The organism is Pseudoroseicyclus sp. H15 (assembly GCF_054353345.1).
Genome location: NZ_JBTHJE010000005.1, coordinates 62,136 through 77,066, shown reverse-complemented (window position 1 = coordinate 77,066; position 14,931 = coordinate 62,136). Strand labels below are relative to the sequence as shown.

The following is a 14,931-nucleotide window of genomic DNA, read 5'->3' as shown; positions in this document are numbered from 1 at the left end:
AAACCATATGGTTTCCGCCTGCGATTTCCATATGGAAATCGCCGCGTGTGACAGACGTCATTCTCAATCCCCCGCCGCGCGGCCCTTGAGGGCGACGATGCCCTTCGGCCGGAACTGGATGAACAGGATGATGAAGAGGATCATGTAGGTCTGTGCCGCCAGCGTGTTGGACGGGTTGAACCACTCGATGCCCTTCTGGAGGATGCCGATCATCCCGGCCCCCGCCAGCGTGCCCCAGACATTCCCCACCCCGCCGACGACGACGGTCATGAAGCTCTGCACGATGTAATTGGCCCCCATCTCCGAGGTCACCTGCGCATAAAGCCCGATGGCCACCCCCGCGATGCCGGCGATGCCGGAGCCGAGGCCAAAGGTCAGCATGTTGATGCGCCCGGGATTGATGCCCATCGAGGCGGCCATGCCCGGGTTCTGCGTCACGGCCCGCACCTCCAGCCCCAGCCGGGTGCGGTTGAGCAGCAGCAGGATCAGCACCAGGAAGATCAGCGCCAGCACGAAGATCGCGATGCGGATGTTCGAGATCGAGATGATGTCGTTGATGACCGTCTGCCCGCCGAGCCAGGCAGGGCTGGTCAGCGGTCGGGCCTGGGTGCCGAAGATGTTCTTGGCCAGCTGCTGCAGCGCGATGGAAATGCCGAAGGTCGCCAGCAGCGTCTCCAGCGGGCGATGATAGAGATGGCGGATCACCAGCCGCTCCAACAGCACGCCGGCCGCGAAGGTGACGGCGAAGGCCAGCGGCAGGGCAATGATGAGGCTCGCGGTGTAGTTCGGCACGATCTGCTGAACGACATAGCCCGTGTAGGCGCCCATCATGATGAACTCGCCATGCGCCATGTTGATCACCCCCATGACGCCGAAGGTGATGGCCAGACCGATGGCGGCGAGGAAGTAGATCGAGGCCAGCGACAGCGCGTCGAGCGCGATGTCGGCGAACTGGTAGAGCGCCACGCGTGCCTCGATGGCCCTCAGCGCCCCGTCGGCAGCTTCGGTGATGGCCGGGTCGGGCTCGGCATAGGCGGTGTAGAAGACATGGGAGTCGATGGCGGCGTCGACCTCTTCCTCCGTCACGAAGGGCGGCACGAGGCCCTCGTCGGCCAGAGCCTGATAGGCGGTGATGCGCAAGGCGGGGTCGCCCAGCGCGCTAACGGACTGGCCGCCGACCTCGCCATTCTCGATGTTCGCGATAAGCGCCGCCGCGACATCGGCATCCGACACACGGGGCGGGGCGAGATCGTCGCCGACTAGAATGTCGTAATATTCCTCGCGCGTCAGGTCGCGGGTACGGGCGACGTTCTGCCCCTCGGGCAGCTCCTCGGCCACCTCGTAGCTGGTCGAGAGGATCTGGTTCAGCGTCGCGCGCACCTCGATGGAGGTGTCGCCCGCCAGCGCCTCGATGGCCTCGATGCGGGCCGCGCTGTCTTCGCCGAAGCGGGCGGTGAGCAGCTGGGCGAGGCGCTGCTTGCGGATGCGAATGTCGGGGCTGGGCTCCTCCTCGATGGAATTGAGCAGCGGGCCGAGCTGGTCTGGGTCGGGCGAGCGGCTGATCGCATCGAGCGCAGCGATGCGGCGGCTTTCGTCGGGATCGGAAAGCTGGAACTGCACGAGGGCGGCGTTGATCACGCCGCGCACCCCGGCATTGACGCGGATGTTGTTCATCTCGCGGCTGGTGGCGGTACCGACCGGCTCCCCGGTGTCGATATCGATGAGGGTGAGCGCGTTGTCGCCCTCTTCGGCATAGAAGAACAACCCGTCGCCCGGCCGCTGCCAGACCTCGCGGGCGGCGTATTTCTCCAGAAAATTCGTCACCTGCGGCAGGCCGCTCTCGACCACCGGCTCCAGCGCTTCAGCGATGGTACGGCGGGAGGGGTCGCCGATCTCTTCGGCATTGAGCTGCAGCAGGGATTGCAGGTCCTGAGCGAGTGAGGCGCCGGCCGCAAGGCACAGGGCGCAGGCAAGAAGGAATGCGCGCATCAGGATTTCGCTGCCCCGGGTCTTTGTTTGGGTGGAAAGGGGGGCGAAGACCGCCCCCCTTCAGGAGCCTGCTAGCAGGACGCTTGGGCTCAGTAGTTGGACGTGCGCTGCACGCAGGTCTCGGTCTCGGTGTTGTACATACCGCAGTCGAGCTCGGCCCAATCGGATTCCAGCACCGCGCTCTCGGGCAGGAAGTCCGTCCAGGCGTCGCCGGCGACCGGCTCGGTCTGGCTGATGATGTCGAACTGACCATCGGCCTGGATCTCGCCGATGAGCACCGGCTTGGTCAGGTGGTGGTTCGGCAGCATCTCGGCCGTGCCGCCCGTCAGGTTCGGATAGGTCTGGCCGACCATCGCGGCAATGACGGTATCGACATCGGTCGTGCCGGCTTCTTCGACAGCCTGCACCCACATGTTAAAGCCGATGTAATGGGCTTCCATCGGGTCGTTGGTCACGCGGGCATCGTCGCCGATGTAGTCGTGCCAGGCGGCGATGAATTCTTCATTCTCCGGCGTGTCGGCGGACATGAAGTAGTTCCAGGCGGCGAGGTGGCCGACGAGGTCGGAGGTGTCGAAGCCGGAGAGCTCCTCTTCACCGACGGAGAAGGCGACGACCGGGATGTCGGCGGCGTCGATGCCGGCAGCGGCGAGCTCTTTGTAGAAGCCCACGTTGGCGTCACCGTTGATGGTGGAGATCACGCCGACCTGGCTGCCATCGGCGGCGAGCTCCTGCACGTCGGAGATGATGGTCGACCAGTCGGACTGACCGAAGGGCGTGTAGTTCACGAAGATGTCTTCTTCGGCGATGCCGTGATCGAGAAGGTAGGCTTCGAGGATGTTGTTCGTCGTGCGCGGGTACACGTAGTCGGTGCCGAGCAGCGCGAACTTCTCCACCCCGAGCTCTTCGAGGAAGTAATCCACCGCGGGAATGGCCTGCTGGTTGGGCGCGGCGCCGGTGTAGAAGACGTTGTAGGAGCTTTCCTCGCCCTCGTACTGCACCGGGTAGAAGACGAGCCCGTTCAGCTCTTCCACGACGGGCAGAACCGATTTGCGGCTGACCGACGTCCAGCAGCAGAAGATCACGTCGACCATGTCGACGGTCAGCAGCTCGCGGGCCTTTTCGGCGAAGAGCGGCCAGTCGGAGGCCGGGTCGACGACGACGGCTTCGAGATCGCAGCCCAGCAGGCCGCCGGCTTCGTTCTGCTGCTCGATGAGCATCAGCATCGTGTCTTTCAGCGTCGTCTCGGAGATCGCCATCGTCCCCGAGGTGGAGTGCAGAACGCCCACCTTGATCGGGCAGGACACATCTTGCGCAGAGGCTGTGCTGGCGAACAGCGCAGCCATCATCGCGAACGCCGCAGCAGCGGCGAGCTTGAATATCTTCATCTTGGAGCTTCCCCCGTTGAGTGGCCAGGCCCAATCCGCCCGGCCGATTATTCCGTTGCACACGCGGGCGGGTCTGACGCCCGTCTCCCCCTGTGAACCGTTCGGCGCGGTGAATGAGCGCCACGCCAAAGGCGCGCATGAATGTTCCGCCGCGCCCCGCAGTTCACGCAACGTCCGTTCAGTTTGCCGCTTTGTTGACCACTTGCTGCAGCGCAGAAATTGTGCGGCCGCCGGGGTTTTGCCCAGCGCGTGGGCAGAGTGTGAAAGATTTGGCACGGTTTTGGGGGCCCGACCTGTCCTGCGACACCCGCGCCAAGCCGGCGGCTTTCACCCACGCGTCACGATTCTGTCACCGCGGCGTTACGTCGCCGGCTCATGCCCCGATCGCCCGACAAAGAGGACGAGACATGACCTTCCCCACCCGCACGAGCACCTCGCTCGCCGCCCTGGCCCTGGCGCTCACCGCCGGCAGCGCCTCGGCGCAGGAGATGAACTTCAACCGCATCGCCAGCTTCGCCACCACCGGCAACAGCCCGCAGGCGGAAGAGACCTCGGCCGAGATCATCGCCGCCTCGGAAGACGGCATGACGCTGATCTACACCGACAGCCCCGCCGGCGTCGTCGGCCTGATCGACATCACCGACGCGGCAAACCCGGCCCCGCTTGGCCAGGTGGAGATGGATGGCGGCGAGCCCACCTCGGTCGCCGTCTTCGGCGGCATCGCCTATATCGGCGTGAACACGTCCGAGAGCTACACCGCCCCCTCCGGCTTCCTCATGGCGCTCGACATGGAGACCGAGGAAGAGCTCGCCCGCTGCGATCTCGGTGGCCAGCCCGACAGCATCGCCGCTGCCAAGGACGGCGCCTTCATCGCCGTCGCCATCGAGAACGAGCGCGACGAAGACCTCGGCGACGGCCGCGTCGGCCAGATGCCCGCCGGCGACCTCGTACTGGTGAACACCGCCGAGGATGGCCTCGACTGCGACAGCCTCTCGCGCGTGGATGTCACCGGCCTCTCCGACATCGCCCCCGAAGACCCCGAGCCCGAGTTCGTCGACATCAACGACGCGGGCGAGATCGTCATGACGATGCAGGAGAACAACTGGCTCGTCATCGTCTCCGCGGGTGGCGAGGTGCTGAACTCCTTCTCCGCCGGCACGGTCGACCTGACCGGGATCGACGCCACCGAGGATGACGCGCTCAGCTTCACCGAGAGCCTCACCGGCATCCCCCGCGAGCCCGACGCGGTGAACTGGATCGACAATGACCACTTCGCCATCGCCAACGAGGGCGACATGGACGGCGGCAGTCGCGGTTGGTCGATCTTCCACAAGGACGGCACGCTCGTCTACGACAGCGGCAACAGCTTCGAGCATGCGCTGATCGAGATCGGCCACTACCCCGAGGACCGCTCCGAGAACAAAGGCGTCGAGCCCGAGAGCATCGAGTTCGGCTCCTTCGGTGGCACGCCGATGGTCTTCGTCGGCTCCGAGCGTGGCTCTGTCGTGGGCGTCTATAACGTGACCGACCCGGCGACCCCCGAGCTGACCCAGCTGCTGCCCTCCGGCATCGGGCCGGAAGGCTACGTGGTGATCCCCGAGCGGAACCTGCTGATCTCGGCCAACGAGACCGACCTCGGCCCCGATGGCGGCATCCGCGCCCATGTGATGCTCTACGAATATCAGGAGGCGCCTGCCGCCTACCCGATGCTCACCTCCGCCGGCGCCGACGAGCTGATCGGCTGGGGCGCCATCTCCGGCATGGTCGGCGACGGCTCCACGATCTACGCGGTGAACGACAGCTTCTACGCGGGCAGCCCGACGATCTACACGATCGACACGACGACCACCCCGGCCACGATCACGGATGCGCTGCCCATCCAGTTCGGCGACATTATGCTCGACCAGGAAGGCATCACGCTCGACGGTGAGGGCGGCTTCTGGGTCGCCTCCGAGGGCAAGCTGGAGAAGGGCTTCTACAACGCCTTCTACCACGTCTCCGCCACCGGCGAGATCCTCGAAGAGGTGCGCCTGCCCGAGGAGCTGGAGGCGGTGCAGACCAACTCCGGCTTCGAGGGGGTGACCCTGATCGACGGCGTGCTCTGGGGCGCCCAGCAGCGCCCGTGGGAGGATGACGCGGAGAACACCGTGAAGCTAATCTCCTACGACACCGCCACCGGCGAATGGGGCGCCGTCGCCTACCCGCTGGAGGTCGCCGAGACCGGCTGGATCGGCCTCAGCGAAATCGTCGCCCATGGCGATTACGTCTATCTCATCGAGCGCGACAACCAGATCGGCGAGAATGTCGCCGTGAAGCAGGTGACCCGCGTTGCCCTCTCCGAGATGCAGCCGGTGCCGCTGGGCGAAGACTACCCGGTGGTGACGAAAGAGGTCATCTACGACATCGCGCCCGACCTGCTGCAGCTCAACGGCTACGCGCAGGACAAGGTCGAAGGCCTCGCCTTCACCGAGGATGGCCGGATGTGGATCTCCACCGACAATGACGGCGTCGATGACCACTCGGGCGAGACGCTGTTCTGGAGCGTCGAGCTGCCGATGTAAGGCTTGAGCAGGGCTGCACCATGCGGGCGGGGGCGCGAGCCTCCGCCCGTTTTCATTGGCCCTGCGGACAGTGTGTCAGGGCACGGCCCCCCTAAGCCGCCTCTTCCCGGGCCACGATCCAGTCCAGCGTCTTCGCCAGGCTGGCGGGCCGGCCATAGTAATAGCCCTGCCCCTTATGCACCCCGAGCCCGCGCAGCACCTCGTCCTCGGCGGCTGTCTCGACGCCCTCGGCCACGATACGCGCGCCGATATCCTGCGCGAAATGCATCATGCCGGTCACCAGCGAGCGCTTGGCGGAATTGGTGTCGAGGCCGCTGACGAGCTGCCTGTCGAGCTTCATCACCTCGGGCTGCAACCAGAGCAGCTGAGTCAGGCCCGAATGCCCGGCGCCCACGTCATCGGCGGCGATGCGCACGCCGAGGCTCCTCAGGATGTCGAGCTCCTCGCAGACCCGGTCGAAGTTCTGCACGAAAGTATGCTCGGTCAGCTCGACAACCACACAGGAAGCCGAGACATTGGCCAGCAGCCCCGGCAACAGGCCGGAGGCGACAGTCTCTGGCGAGGCGTTGACCGACATCGTCAGCCCATCCGGCAGCAGGCGCATCAGGTCGAGCGCCTTCGAGATGGCCAGCGTTTCAAGGTCGATCTGCCGGCCGACCGACAGGGCCTCGTCGAACCATTCGTCGGGGCCGCGGCGCGGCTCGCAATGGAAGCGGCTGAGCGCCTCGAACCCCGTCAGCAGGTTGGTCTCGAGTTCGATGATCGGCTGCAGCACGATCTCGAACTCTCCCGTCTCCAGCAGATGCTCGATGCGGCCGTGCACCTCGCTCGTTTCGGCGCGGCGGCGAATCTCGGCATTCACCTCGCGGGCGGCGATGCCGGCGAAGGTTTCCATTACGCTCAGATCGCGCGGATTGAGCGAGGGGTTGGGCCGCGGGCTGAGGCAGCAGAACATGCCGTAGACGCTGCCATCGTCGCGGTAGATGGGCACGCTGACATGGCTGCCGATGGGCAGATCATTGGTGATGGCAAGCGAGCGGGCGAGCGCGTAGTCGCTCGTGTCGTTCATCACATTGGGCAGATCGCCGTTGAGGATATGCTGGCAATAGACCTCCTGCAGGTCCACTTCCATGCCGGGAAAGGCAAGCTCCTCCAGCCCGGGCGCGCTGACGGCACGGAAAACCGAGCGTCCATCGACGAATTCCGACAGATACGCGACCTCCATCCCCAGATGGCTGCGCATCGTCTCTAGCGTGATGTCCAGAATGTCTGTTCGCTCGCCGGACATCTCCGACTGCGCGGGGTCAAGCTGGACGGGCAGCTTCGAAAAACGCATCTTCTGTCTTCGCCTCTACGATCAACGGGAGCACAACATCCCGAACTCTTCACCTTGGCGCCCTTCACGCGAAGAGCGGATCAACTGCCAGATGTATCGCTCGGCACCCGGCACAGACCGGTAGAGTCATTCCAGCAAATAAAACCTTAACGTCTACTAAGGCACTATAAAGGCAAGATTTCGTCGCCTCGATGCGCTCCCGGCCAGCGTAATCGTTTACGTGAGGTTGATCCGCCACATCTCTCACGCAACCGTCATCGGGCGTGAGGGTCAGGGGCCCGTTTCACGGCCCTCGCACTGCTCTTGCGCGGGCGACGGCCCGGGGATAGCGCGGTGCTATGACCACTGCCACAAAGATCGACCGACCGGCGCTCGGCATCATACTCATCCTGGTTGCCACTGCCGCGATCTCGGTAAACGACATGCTGATCAAGGCGCTCTCGGGCGGCTACCCGCTGCACCAGATGGTCTTCGCCCGTTCGATCCTGGGCCTCGCCTTCACCGTTCCGATGCTGCAGTTCGAGGGCGGTTTTCCGGCCCTCCTCACCAAGCGGCCCGGCCTGCACCTGCTGCGGGGCACCTGCCTCGTCATTTCCAACATGTGCTTCTTCGCCGGCATTGCCGCGCTGCCGCTGGCGGAGGCGACGGCGCTGTTCTTCGTGGCGCCGCTCTTCATCACCCTGCTCTCGATCCCGGTGCTGGGCGAGAAGGTGGGCCCGCTGCGCCTGTCGGCGGTGACGGTGGGCTTCATCGGCGTGCTGCTCATGCAGCGCCCCTGGGCGGGCGGGGAAGAGCTGCATGCCAGCCGCCTCGTGCTGGCCCTGCCGGTGCTGGCCGCCTTCACCTATGCGGCCACCATGGTGCTGACCCGCCGCCTCGGCACCGACATGCCGCCCGCCGGGATGGCCATCTATACGCAGGGCATCTTTCTCGTGGTCGCCGTCGCCTTCTTTCTGGCCGCCGGTGACGGGCGCTTCGCCGAGGGGGCGACGAACGAGAGCCTGATTTTCCTGCTGCGTGCCTGGGTCTGGCCAGAGGGGCGAGACCTGTGGCTGTTCATGGCGCTCGGCCTCTGTTCCGGCCTCGTCGGTTATTGCCTGGCCGGCGCCTACCGGGCGGCGGATGCGGCCACCATCGCGCCCTTCGAATACGCCGGCCTGCCGCTGGCGATCTTCTGGGGCTGGACGGTTTTCGGAACGCTGCCCGCGCCCATCACCTGGGTCGGCATCGCGCTGATCCTTGGCTCGGGCATCTTCGTCTATCTGCGCGAGCGCCGCCGGGGCCGCGAAGTGGCCGCGAAACGCCCGACTCGGCGGTTCTAACCAGCCATCGCGCGCCGCGCTGACCGGCCCTGCCCCGGGCCTACCACCCCGAGAGCAGGTCGCAAACCGGCGACAAGGCGCCGCTTTCCGGAAACCCGGTTGGCAACTCGGGCTGCGGCTGTCATTGTCTGACCAATCAATCAAAAAATCCGCAACCAATCGCGACACCACGAAAGGTTCGATATGACATTCCGCACAGCCCTGCTGATGACCACCGCCGCCGCCGGCTTCGCCGCCGCCCCGGCCCTTGCCGACGTCTCGATCACTGAAGGCCCCTCGGCCATCCCCGATGGCGAGGCGCTCTCTGCCGGCGACATCACGGTGATGAACGACAAGCTCGCCTTCACCCTCGCCATCGACAGCCAGGCCCCCTGGGGCGTGCCGCGGGGCGCCATCGTCGACCTCGCCGCGGTGAAGGACGGCAGCGCCGACCTCGACCGCATCGCCTTTGCTGATTTCATCCCGAACAACTGGTCGGCCTGGCCGAATGACGGGCTGAACGTCGAAATCGTCACCGACACGCCCGAAGAGGCGGTGATCAAGATCACCCGCAACTTCGGCGAGGCCGACATTGCCACGACCTACACGCTGGAGGACGGCTCCGACGCCATCCACCTCGTCACCGAGATGACGAACAATGGCGACGAGGCGCTGAGCGGCCTGCTCTCCGGCTTCACGCTCTGGCCCGACAGCGGCTATCTCTTCCCGGTGCCCGGCGTCGAGGACGGCAACGTCGAGGGGGCCCTCTCCGACCGCGTTGTCGCCTATGACAGCGACTGGTCCATCGCGCTGCACGCGCCCTATTTCGACCATGTCGAATACGACACCAAGGACCTCTACCAGACGCATGATCTCGCCCCCGGCGAGACGCGCAGCTTCGAAGGCTGGCTGCAGGTTGGCGGCTCGGGCGACCTCGCCCCCGTCGTGGCCAACGAGATCTCGCGCATGGACGGCCCCGCCGGTGAGCTGACCGGCGCCATCTCGGGCGCCGACGGCGCCATCGAGAACGCCGTGCTCGTCGTCGAGAAGGATGGCCAGCCCTATGCATGGACGCAGACGCCCGACGGCACCTACGACATCGCGCTGCCCGCCGGCGAGTACAGCGTCTATGCCACCGCCGAGGGCTATTCCGACAGCGAAGCGCAGACGATCACCGTCAGCGCCGACGGCGCGACAGAGCTCGACTTCGCCGATCTCGAAGCGCCGGGCACGCTCTCCTTCGTGGTCACCGACGATGAGGGCGAGCCGGTCGATGCGCGCATCACCATCACCGAAGGCCAGGCGCCGCTGGTGGAATTCCTCGGCCGCCAGACCTTCTTCACCACGCTGGACGATGTCGGCCAGGCCGAGGCCGTGCTCGCCCCGGGCGATTACGTGTTCACCGTCGGCCATGGCGCCGGTTTCCTTGGCGCGGGCGAAGAGGTGGCGATCACCGTCGGCTCGGGCGCCGAGCAGGATGTCGATGTCACCGTCGATCTGCTGGCCCGGCCCTATGAGAACGGCTGGTATGCCTCTGACATGCACCACCACGCCGACCAGCTGGAAGGCACGACGCCGCCGGAATTCCTCGCCCGCAGCGAGCTGGCCGCGGGGCTCGACCTGATCTTCGTCTCCGACCATGACAGCGTGGTGAACTATGCCGCCCTCGACGGTTTTGCCGAGGGGCGCGACGTGCCGTTCATCCCGTCGATCGAGTTCTCGTCGTCCTGGGGGCATTTCAACGCCTACCCGATGGATCTCGACGCCGAGCTGACCATCGACACCTCCACCGCGACCGCCGCCGAGGTCTTTGCCGAGGCGCGCCGCATGGGGGCCGATGCTATCCAGTCGAACCACCCCTACATCCCCTATGGCTACCTCGCGAGCCTGGAGGCGGGCGTGGTGCCGGGCGGCTTTGCCCCCGACTTCGACCTGCTGGAGCTGAACGGCCCCGGCGATGACGCCCGCGTCTTCGCCATCGCCGGCCAGCTGTGGAGCCAGGGCCGCGACATCTACCTCTCCGCCGGCTCTGACGCGCACGATGTGTGGAACGACGGCACCGGTTCTGCCCGCGCCTATGTGCATGTGCCGGGCGAGCTGAGCGCCGATGCGTTCGTGGCGAACCTGAAGGACGGCCACGCCTACATGACGCGCGGCCCGCTCATCGAGCCCTCGGTCATGTTCGGCACGCAGATGCGCAGCGCCGCGGGCGAAGAGCAGACGCTCTCGTTCGAGCTGACCTCCGTTGCCGGCCTGGCCTCTGCCACGCTCGTCGGCCCCGAAGGCGAGATCGAGACCGTGACCTTCGACGGCGAGACCGAAGCGACGGCCGAGTTCACCTTCACGCCCGAGGCCGGCACGGCCAACGACTGGGTGGCGCTGCAGGTGGCGGACAGCGCCGAGAAGATGGCCTTCACCAACCCCATCTGGATCGCGCCCATCGCCGAGGCGGACATTCTGCCGATGGAATGATCCGGCCCGCCGGATGAGAGACTGGCCGGGCCGCGGAGCAATCCGCGGCCCGGTTTCTTTTGGCTCGCCCGTGGCCGCTCCTTCCACCGCCCGATGCGCGCCAAAGGCGCAGGTCGAGCGCCGTTGGCACGCACTCCGGCGTCCCCGGCATCCGCCGCCCCAGAAAATTCTCACACCACCGCCAAGGATTGACGGCCCGCGCGCGTCTACCCATCCGTGATGCTGATGGAACGCAGTGACGAGACCCTGGCGAGCGAGGCGGCAGCGGGCGATGGCGAGGCCTTCGCGGCGCTGCTCGCCCGTCACTACGACCGTCTGTTCGCGCTCGCCTTCCGCCTCACCGGCCAGCGGGCCGAGGCGGAGGATCTGACGCAGGACATCTGCGCCGCCCTGCCCGCCAAGCTCGGCCGCTTCCGGGGTGAGGCGAAGTTCACCACCTGGCTCTACCGTGTCGCGGTGAACGCCGCACATGACAGGCGCCGCCGCCGCGCCACCCATGCCAGGGCCGCCGATGGCTGGGGCGATTGGGAGATGGCCCGGCAGGAGGATATCGCCGAGGCGAAGGCGCGCGGCGAATGGCTGATGGCCGCCATGACCCGCCTGCCCGACGATCTGCGCGACACGCTGGCTTTGGTGCTCGACGAGACCAGCCATGCCGACGCCGGCGCCGTGCTGGGCGTCAGCGAGGGCACGATTTCCTGGCGGGTGAGCGCGGCGAAAACGCGCCTGCGCGCCATGATGCAAGAGGAGGAGGGCCTATGACCTCCCGCGATGACGAGCTGTTCGAGCTGGAAGCACTGCAACGCGCCGCCAGCGCTGCGACGCCCGCCCCCGAGGCCGGCGCCAAGGCCGCGCATCTGCGGCTGGCGCAGGAAAATTTCGCCGCGCTCCAAGGCGCGCGCGATGCCGCCCGTCTCACCCCTGACAGCCCCGATGGCCGGGGCCCGATCAAAGGAGTGAGACGGATGCTCAATGCCATCACCAGCCGGGCCGGCCTTGGCCTGACCACCGCCATCGTCGCCTGCGGCCTCGTGCTCGTCAGCCCCGTGGGGGAGGATCTGCTGCGCCGCGCGCCCGGCCTCGGCAAGGAGACCGCACCGGCTCCGGCCCGTGATGAGGCCATTGAAGAGGCCACCGAGCAGGCGCTGCAGACAGCGCCCCTCGCCGCGCCGGAGCCCGCCGCCGACTGGGATGAGATGGAAGCCGACCTCTACGGCTATGCCCCGCCGGCGCCGGTGCTGGGCGATGCCGCAGGCGGCGCGGCAGACGCACCGCAGGCTGCCACACGCATCGCCCCGGCGGAGCAATCGCTGAGTATCGCCCCTCAGGCCCGCACCCGCACCGCCCCCATGGCCGAGATGGCGGCACCGCTCGCCGAGCCGATGCCCCTGCCCGGCCCGAACACCGAGACCTTCGCCAACGCGCCCGAAAACCCGCTTCGGGTGACGGCTGAAGAGCCCGTCTCGACCTTCTCCATCGATGTCGACACGGCCTCGTGGTCGATCATCCGCTCCTCTCTTCAACGCGGCACCCTGCCGCCGGCAGAAGCAGTGCGCATCGAGGAGATGGTGAACTACTTTCCCTACGATTACGCCGCACCCGAGGCCGGCGAGGCCCCCTTCCGCCCCGCCATCAGCATCTTCCCCACGCCGTGGAACGACGGCACCGAACTGGTGCGCATCGCCCTGCAGGGCGAGATGCCGGCGCTGGCCGACCGGCCGCCGCTCAACCTCGTCTTCCTCGTCGATACCTCCGGCTCGATGGCCGAGCCGGACAAGCTGCCGCTGCTCAAGCAGAGCTTCCGCCTGATGCTCTCGGAGCTGCGGCCCGAGGATCAGGTGGCGATCGTCGCCTATGCCGGCGAGGCCGGTGTGGCCCTGCCGACCACCGCCGCCGGCGAGCGCAGCGCCATCCTCGCCGCCCTCGATGGCCTTGGCGCCGGCGGCGGCACCAATGGCCAGGGCGGGCTGGAGGCCGCCTACCGCCTCGCCGCCGAGATGAGCGATGACGGAGAGGTCAGCCGCGTGCTGCTGGCGACGGATGGCGATTTCAACGTCGGCCTGTCGGACCCTACGGCGCTGGAAGATTACATCGCCCGCCAACGCGAGAGCGGGACCTATCTCTCCGTCCTCGGCTTCGGGCGCGGCAATCTCGACGATGCCACGATGCAGGCGCTGGCGCAGACCGGTAACGGCACGGCGGCCTATATCGACACGCTCAGCGAGGCGCGGAAGGTGCTGGTCGACCAGCTGACCGGCGCGCTCTTCCCCATCGCCGGCGATGTGAAGGCGCAGGTGGAATGGAACCCGGCCGAGATCGCCGAGTACCGACTGATCGGCTACGAGACGCGCGCCCTGAACCGCGAAGATTTCGCCAATGACCGCGTCGATGCCGGCGAGCTTGGCGCCGGTCACCAGGTGACGGCGCTCTACGAGGTCACACCGGTCGGCTCACCGGCGCGGATGACGGACGATCTGCGCTACGCTGCCGACACCCCCGCCGCCCCTGACGGGCACGAGGGCGAACTCGGCTTTCTCAGCCTGCGCTGGAAGGCCCCGGGAGAGGACGCCTCGCAGCTGATGGAAACCCCCATCCCCGCGGGCAGCGCCACCACGCCAGACCAAGACGCCGCCTTCGCCGCCGCCATCGCCGGCTTCGGGCAGCTGCTCAAGGGCGGCCAGTGGCTGGGTGACTGGGGCTATGAAGACGCCATCGCCGTCGCCGTCGCGAACCGGGGCGAGGATGCCTATGGCTACCGTGCCGAGGCGGTGGAACTGATGCGGCTGGCCGAGGCGCTGAGCGAGTGATGTGGTCCGGCCGGGCTGCATCTTGAAGTCAAACGACGGCTTCCGGGGATAACTCCGGGAGCCGTCTGCCCGTCAGCCGGCCATGCGAACACGGGCCGCCCGACGCCTCCGCTCAGGTCAACGGTGTCATGACCGCCTTGCGATAGGCCTCGCGCTGCGTCAGGCGTTCGTACCAAGCTTCGAGTGCGGGCATGGCTGGGCGCTCGATGGGCAGGTTGAACCAGCCGTATGCGATGCTCCCCAGCGGGATATCCCCGATCCCGAGGCTCTCGCCCGAGAACCAAGGTTGCTCGGCCAGGGCCGCGTCGGCGAGCTTCAGCAAGTCGGCGCATTGCTCGTGCCCGCGCAGCATCGCCGCCTCGTCGCGCGTCTCTGGCGTGCACCGCACCATGTTCCAGAACAGATCGCGGAACGGCCCGCCGAGTGAGATCGACGCCCAATCCATCCACTTGTCGGCCGCCGCCCAAAGCCGCTCATCCGCCGGGGCAAACCCGTCGGCCCCATATTGCCGGGCCAGATATCGAACGATGGCGTTGGATTCCCAAAGCACCAGTTCGCCGTCCTGCAGACAGGGCACCCGGCCATTGGGGTTGAGCGCCAGAAACTCGGGCGTCGACACCAGCCCGAAACTGCCCCCGGCAGGGACATGCTCGTAGGTCAGGCCAAGCTCTTCGGCGCACCACAGCACCTTGCGCACATTGGTTGAATTGTCGCGGCCCCAGATTTTCATGGTTTATCCTTCTCCATCACATGTGCGCCTCGCGGCCATTCCACTGCGCAAAGGGCTCGCGGAGCCTCACTCCCCAGCCCGTCTCAGGCCGTCAGCCGTGCCACGAGCCGCCGCACGATCGGCGCCACCACCAGCACGACGGGGAAGGAAATGATCCACGACGAAAACCACGCCCCGCCCCAGAGCCCGAATAAATCAGGCACGAAGCCCACGTTCCGCAATGTCGCGATGCCCGCCACGAGGCAGGACATGAAGACCGACAGGAAGAAGCCGAAAAGGATCGGCGCGTAGCGGACAGGGATCAAAGGCAGCTCCATCTGGCGGGCTAGTTACGGGCGGGGCTTATGCGT

10 protein-coding genes are annotated in these 14,931 nt (G+C 66.7%); 5 read left to right on the top strand and 5 right to left on the bottom strand.

Features of this window, described 5'->3' with window-relative positions:
* Positions 1–63 precede the first annotated feature (63 nt).
* Together urtB and urtA are read right to left on the bottom strand one after the other, a co-directional pair.
* The gene (urtB, locus tag ACXN5S_RS11060) at positions 64–1,989 is read right to left on the bottom strand and encodes an urea ABC transporter permease subunit UrtB (protein ID WP_458605491.1); all 1,926 of its coding nucleotides are present in this window, start codon (positions 1,987–1,989) and stop codon (positions 64–66) included.
* A gap of 89 nt (positions 1,990–2,078) precedes the next feature.
* Complete coding sequence (urtA, locus tag ACXN5S_RS11055) at positions 2,079–3,374, bottom strand: urea ABC transporter substrate-binding protein (protein ID WP_458605490.1); 1,296 nt, start codon at positions 3,372–3,374, stop codon at positions 2,079–2,081.
* A 407-nt stretch (positions 3,375–3,781) separates the two neighbouring features.
* On the opposite strand from urtA, the gene ACXN5S_RS11050 reads away from it, so the two are divergent.
* Positions 3,782–5,935, top strand: a complete 2,154-nt coding sequence (locus tag ACXN5S_RS11050) for an esterase-like activity of phytase family protein (protein WP_458605489.1) — start codon at positions 3,782–3,784, stop codon at positions 5,933–5,935.
* A gap of 91 nt (positions 5,936–6,026) precedes the next feature.
* On the opposite strand, the gene ACXN5S_RS11045 is transcribed toward ACXN5S_RS11050, so the two are convergent.
* Positions 6,027–7,271 (bottom strand): sensor domain-containing phosphodiesterase, encoded by a 1,245-nt coding sequence (locus ACXN5S_RS11045; protein ID WP_458605488.1) that lies wholly within the window; start codon positions 7,269–7,271, stop codon positions 6,027–6,029.
* Between the two features lie 338 nt (positions 7,272–7,609).
* On the opposite strand from ACXN5S_RS11045, the gene ACXN5S_RS11040 reads away from it, so the two are divergent.
* The 4 genes from ACXN5S_RS11040 to ACXN5S_RS11025 all read left to right on the top strand — a co-directional run bounded on the left by ACXN5S_RS11040 (position 7,610) and on the right by ACXN5S_RS11025 (position 13,851).
* Entirely contained in the window at positions 7,610–8,593 is a 984-nt protein-coding gene (locus tag ACXN5S_RS11040) for a DMT family transporter (RefSeq protein WP_458605487.1), read from the top strand.
* Positions 8,594–8,776: 183 nt separating this feature from the next.
* Entirely contained in the window at positions 8,777–11,044 is a 2,268-nt protein-coding gene (locus ACXN5S_RS11035) for a CehA/McbA family metallohydrolase (protein WP_458605486.1), read from the top strand.
* Positions 11,045–11,269: 225 nt separating this feature from the next.
* Positions 11,270–11,806 (top strand): RNA polymerase sigma factor, encoded by a 537-nt coding sequence (locus ACXN5S_RS11030; RefSeq protein WP_458605485.1) that lies wholly within the window; start codon positions 11,270–11,272, stop codon positions 11,804–11,806.
* Positions 11,803–13,851, top strand: a complete 2,049-nt coding sequence (locus ACXN5S_RS11025) for a vWA domain-containing protein (RefSeq protein WP_458605484.1) — start codon at positions 11,803–11,805, stop codon at positions 13,849–13,851. The genes ACXN5S_RS11030 and ACXN5S_RS11025 overlap by 4 nt, the downstream gene beginning before the upstream one ends.
* A gap of 112 nt (positions 13,852–13,963) precedes the next feature.
* Here ACXN5S_RS11025 and ACXN5S_RS11020 read toward each other — a convergent pair whose 3' ends face one another.
* Positions 13,964–14,581: a glutathione S-transferase family protein gene (locus tag ACXN5S_RS11020; RefSeq protein ID WP_458605483.1), complete on the bottom strand. Its 618-nt coding sequence runs from the start codon at positions 14,579–14,581 to the stop codon at positions 13,964–13,966.
* An 83-nt stretch (positions 14,582–14,664) separates the two neighbouring features.
* On the bottom strand, positions 14,665–14,898 hold the full coding sequence (locus ACXN5S_RS11015) for a DUF2798 domain-containing protein (RefSeq protein WP_458605482.1): 234 nt from the start codon (positions 14,896–14,898) through the stop codon (positions 14,665–14,667).
* Between the last annotated feature and the right edge of the window lie 33 nt (positions 14,899–14,931).

What these genes read in the sequence shown, in the direction of transcription:
- urtB (WP_458605491.1), bottom strand. Translation starts at nt 1,989, where the DNA reads ATGCGCGCATTCCTTCTTGCCTGCGCCCTGTGCCTTGCGGCCGGCGCC.
- urtA (WP_458605490.1), bottom strand. Translation starts at nt 3,374, where the DNA reads ATGAAGATATTCAAGCTCGCCGCTGCTGCGGCGTTCGCGATGATGGCT.
- ACXN5S_RS11050 (WP_458605489.1), top strand. Translation starts at nt 3,782, where the DNA reads ATGACCTTCCCCACCCGCACGAGCACCTCGCTCGCCGCCCTGGCCCTG.
- ACXN5S_RS11045 (WP_458605488.1), bottom strand. Translation starts at nt 7,271, where the DNA reads ATGCGTTTTTCGAAGCTGCCCGTCCAGCTTGACCCCGCGCAGTCGGAG.
- ACXN5S_RS11040 (WP_458605487.1), top strand. Translation starts at nt 7,610, where the DNA reads ATGACCACTGCCACAAAGATCGACCGACCGGCGCTCGGCATCATACTC.
- ACXN5S_RS11035 (WP_458605486.1), top strand. Translation starts at nt 8,777, where the DNA reads ATGACATTCCGCACAGCCCTGCTGATGACCACCGCCGCCGCCGGCTTC.
- ACXN5S_RS11030 (WP_458605485.1), top strand. Translation starts at nt 11,270, where the DNA reads ATGGAACGCAGTGACGAGACCCTGGCGAGCGAGGCGGCAGCGGGCGAT.
- ACXN5S_RS11025 (WP_458605484.1), top strand. Translation starts at nt 11,803, where the DNA reads ATGACCTCCCGCGATGACGAGCTGTTCGAGCTGGAAGCACTGCAACGC.
- ACXN5S_RS11020 (WP_458605483.1), bottom strand. Translation starts at nt 14,581, where the DNA reads ATGAAAATCTGGGGCCGCGACAATTCAACCAATGTGCGCAAGGTGCTG.
- ACXN5S_RS11015 (WP_458605482.1), bottom strand. Translation starts at nt 14,898, where the DNA reads ATGGAGCTGCCTTTGATCCCTGTCCGCTACGCGCCGATCCTTTTCGGC.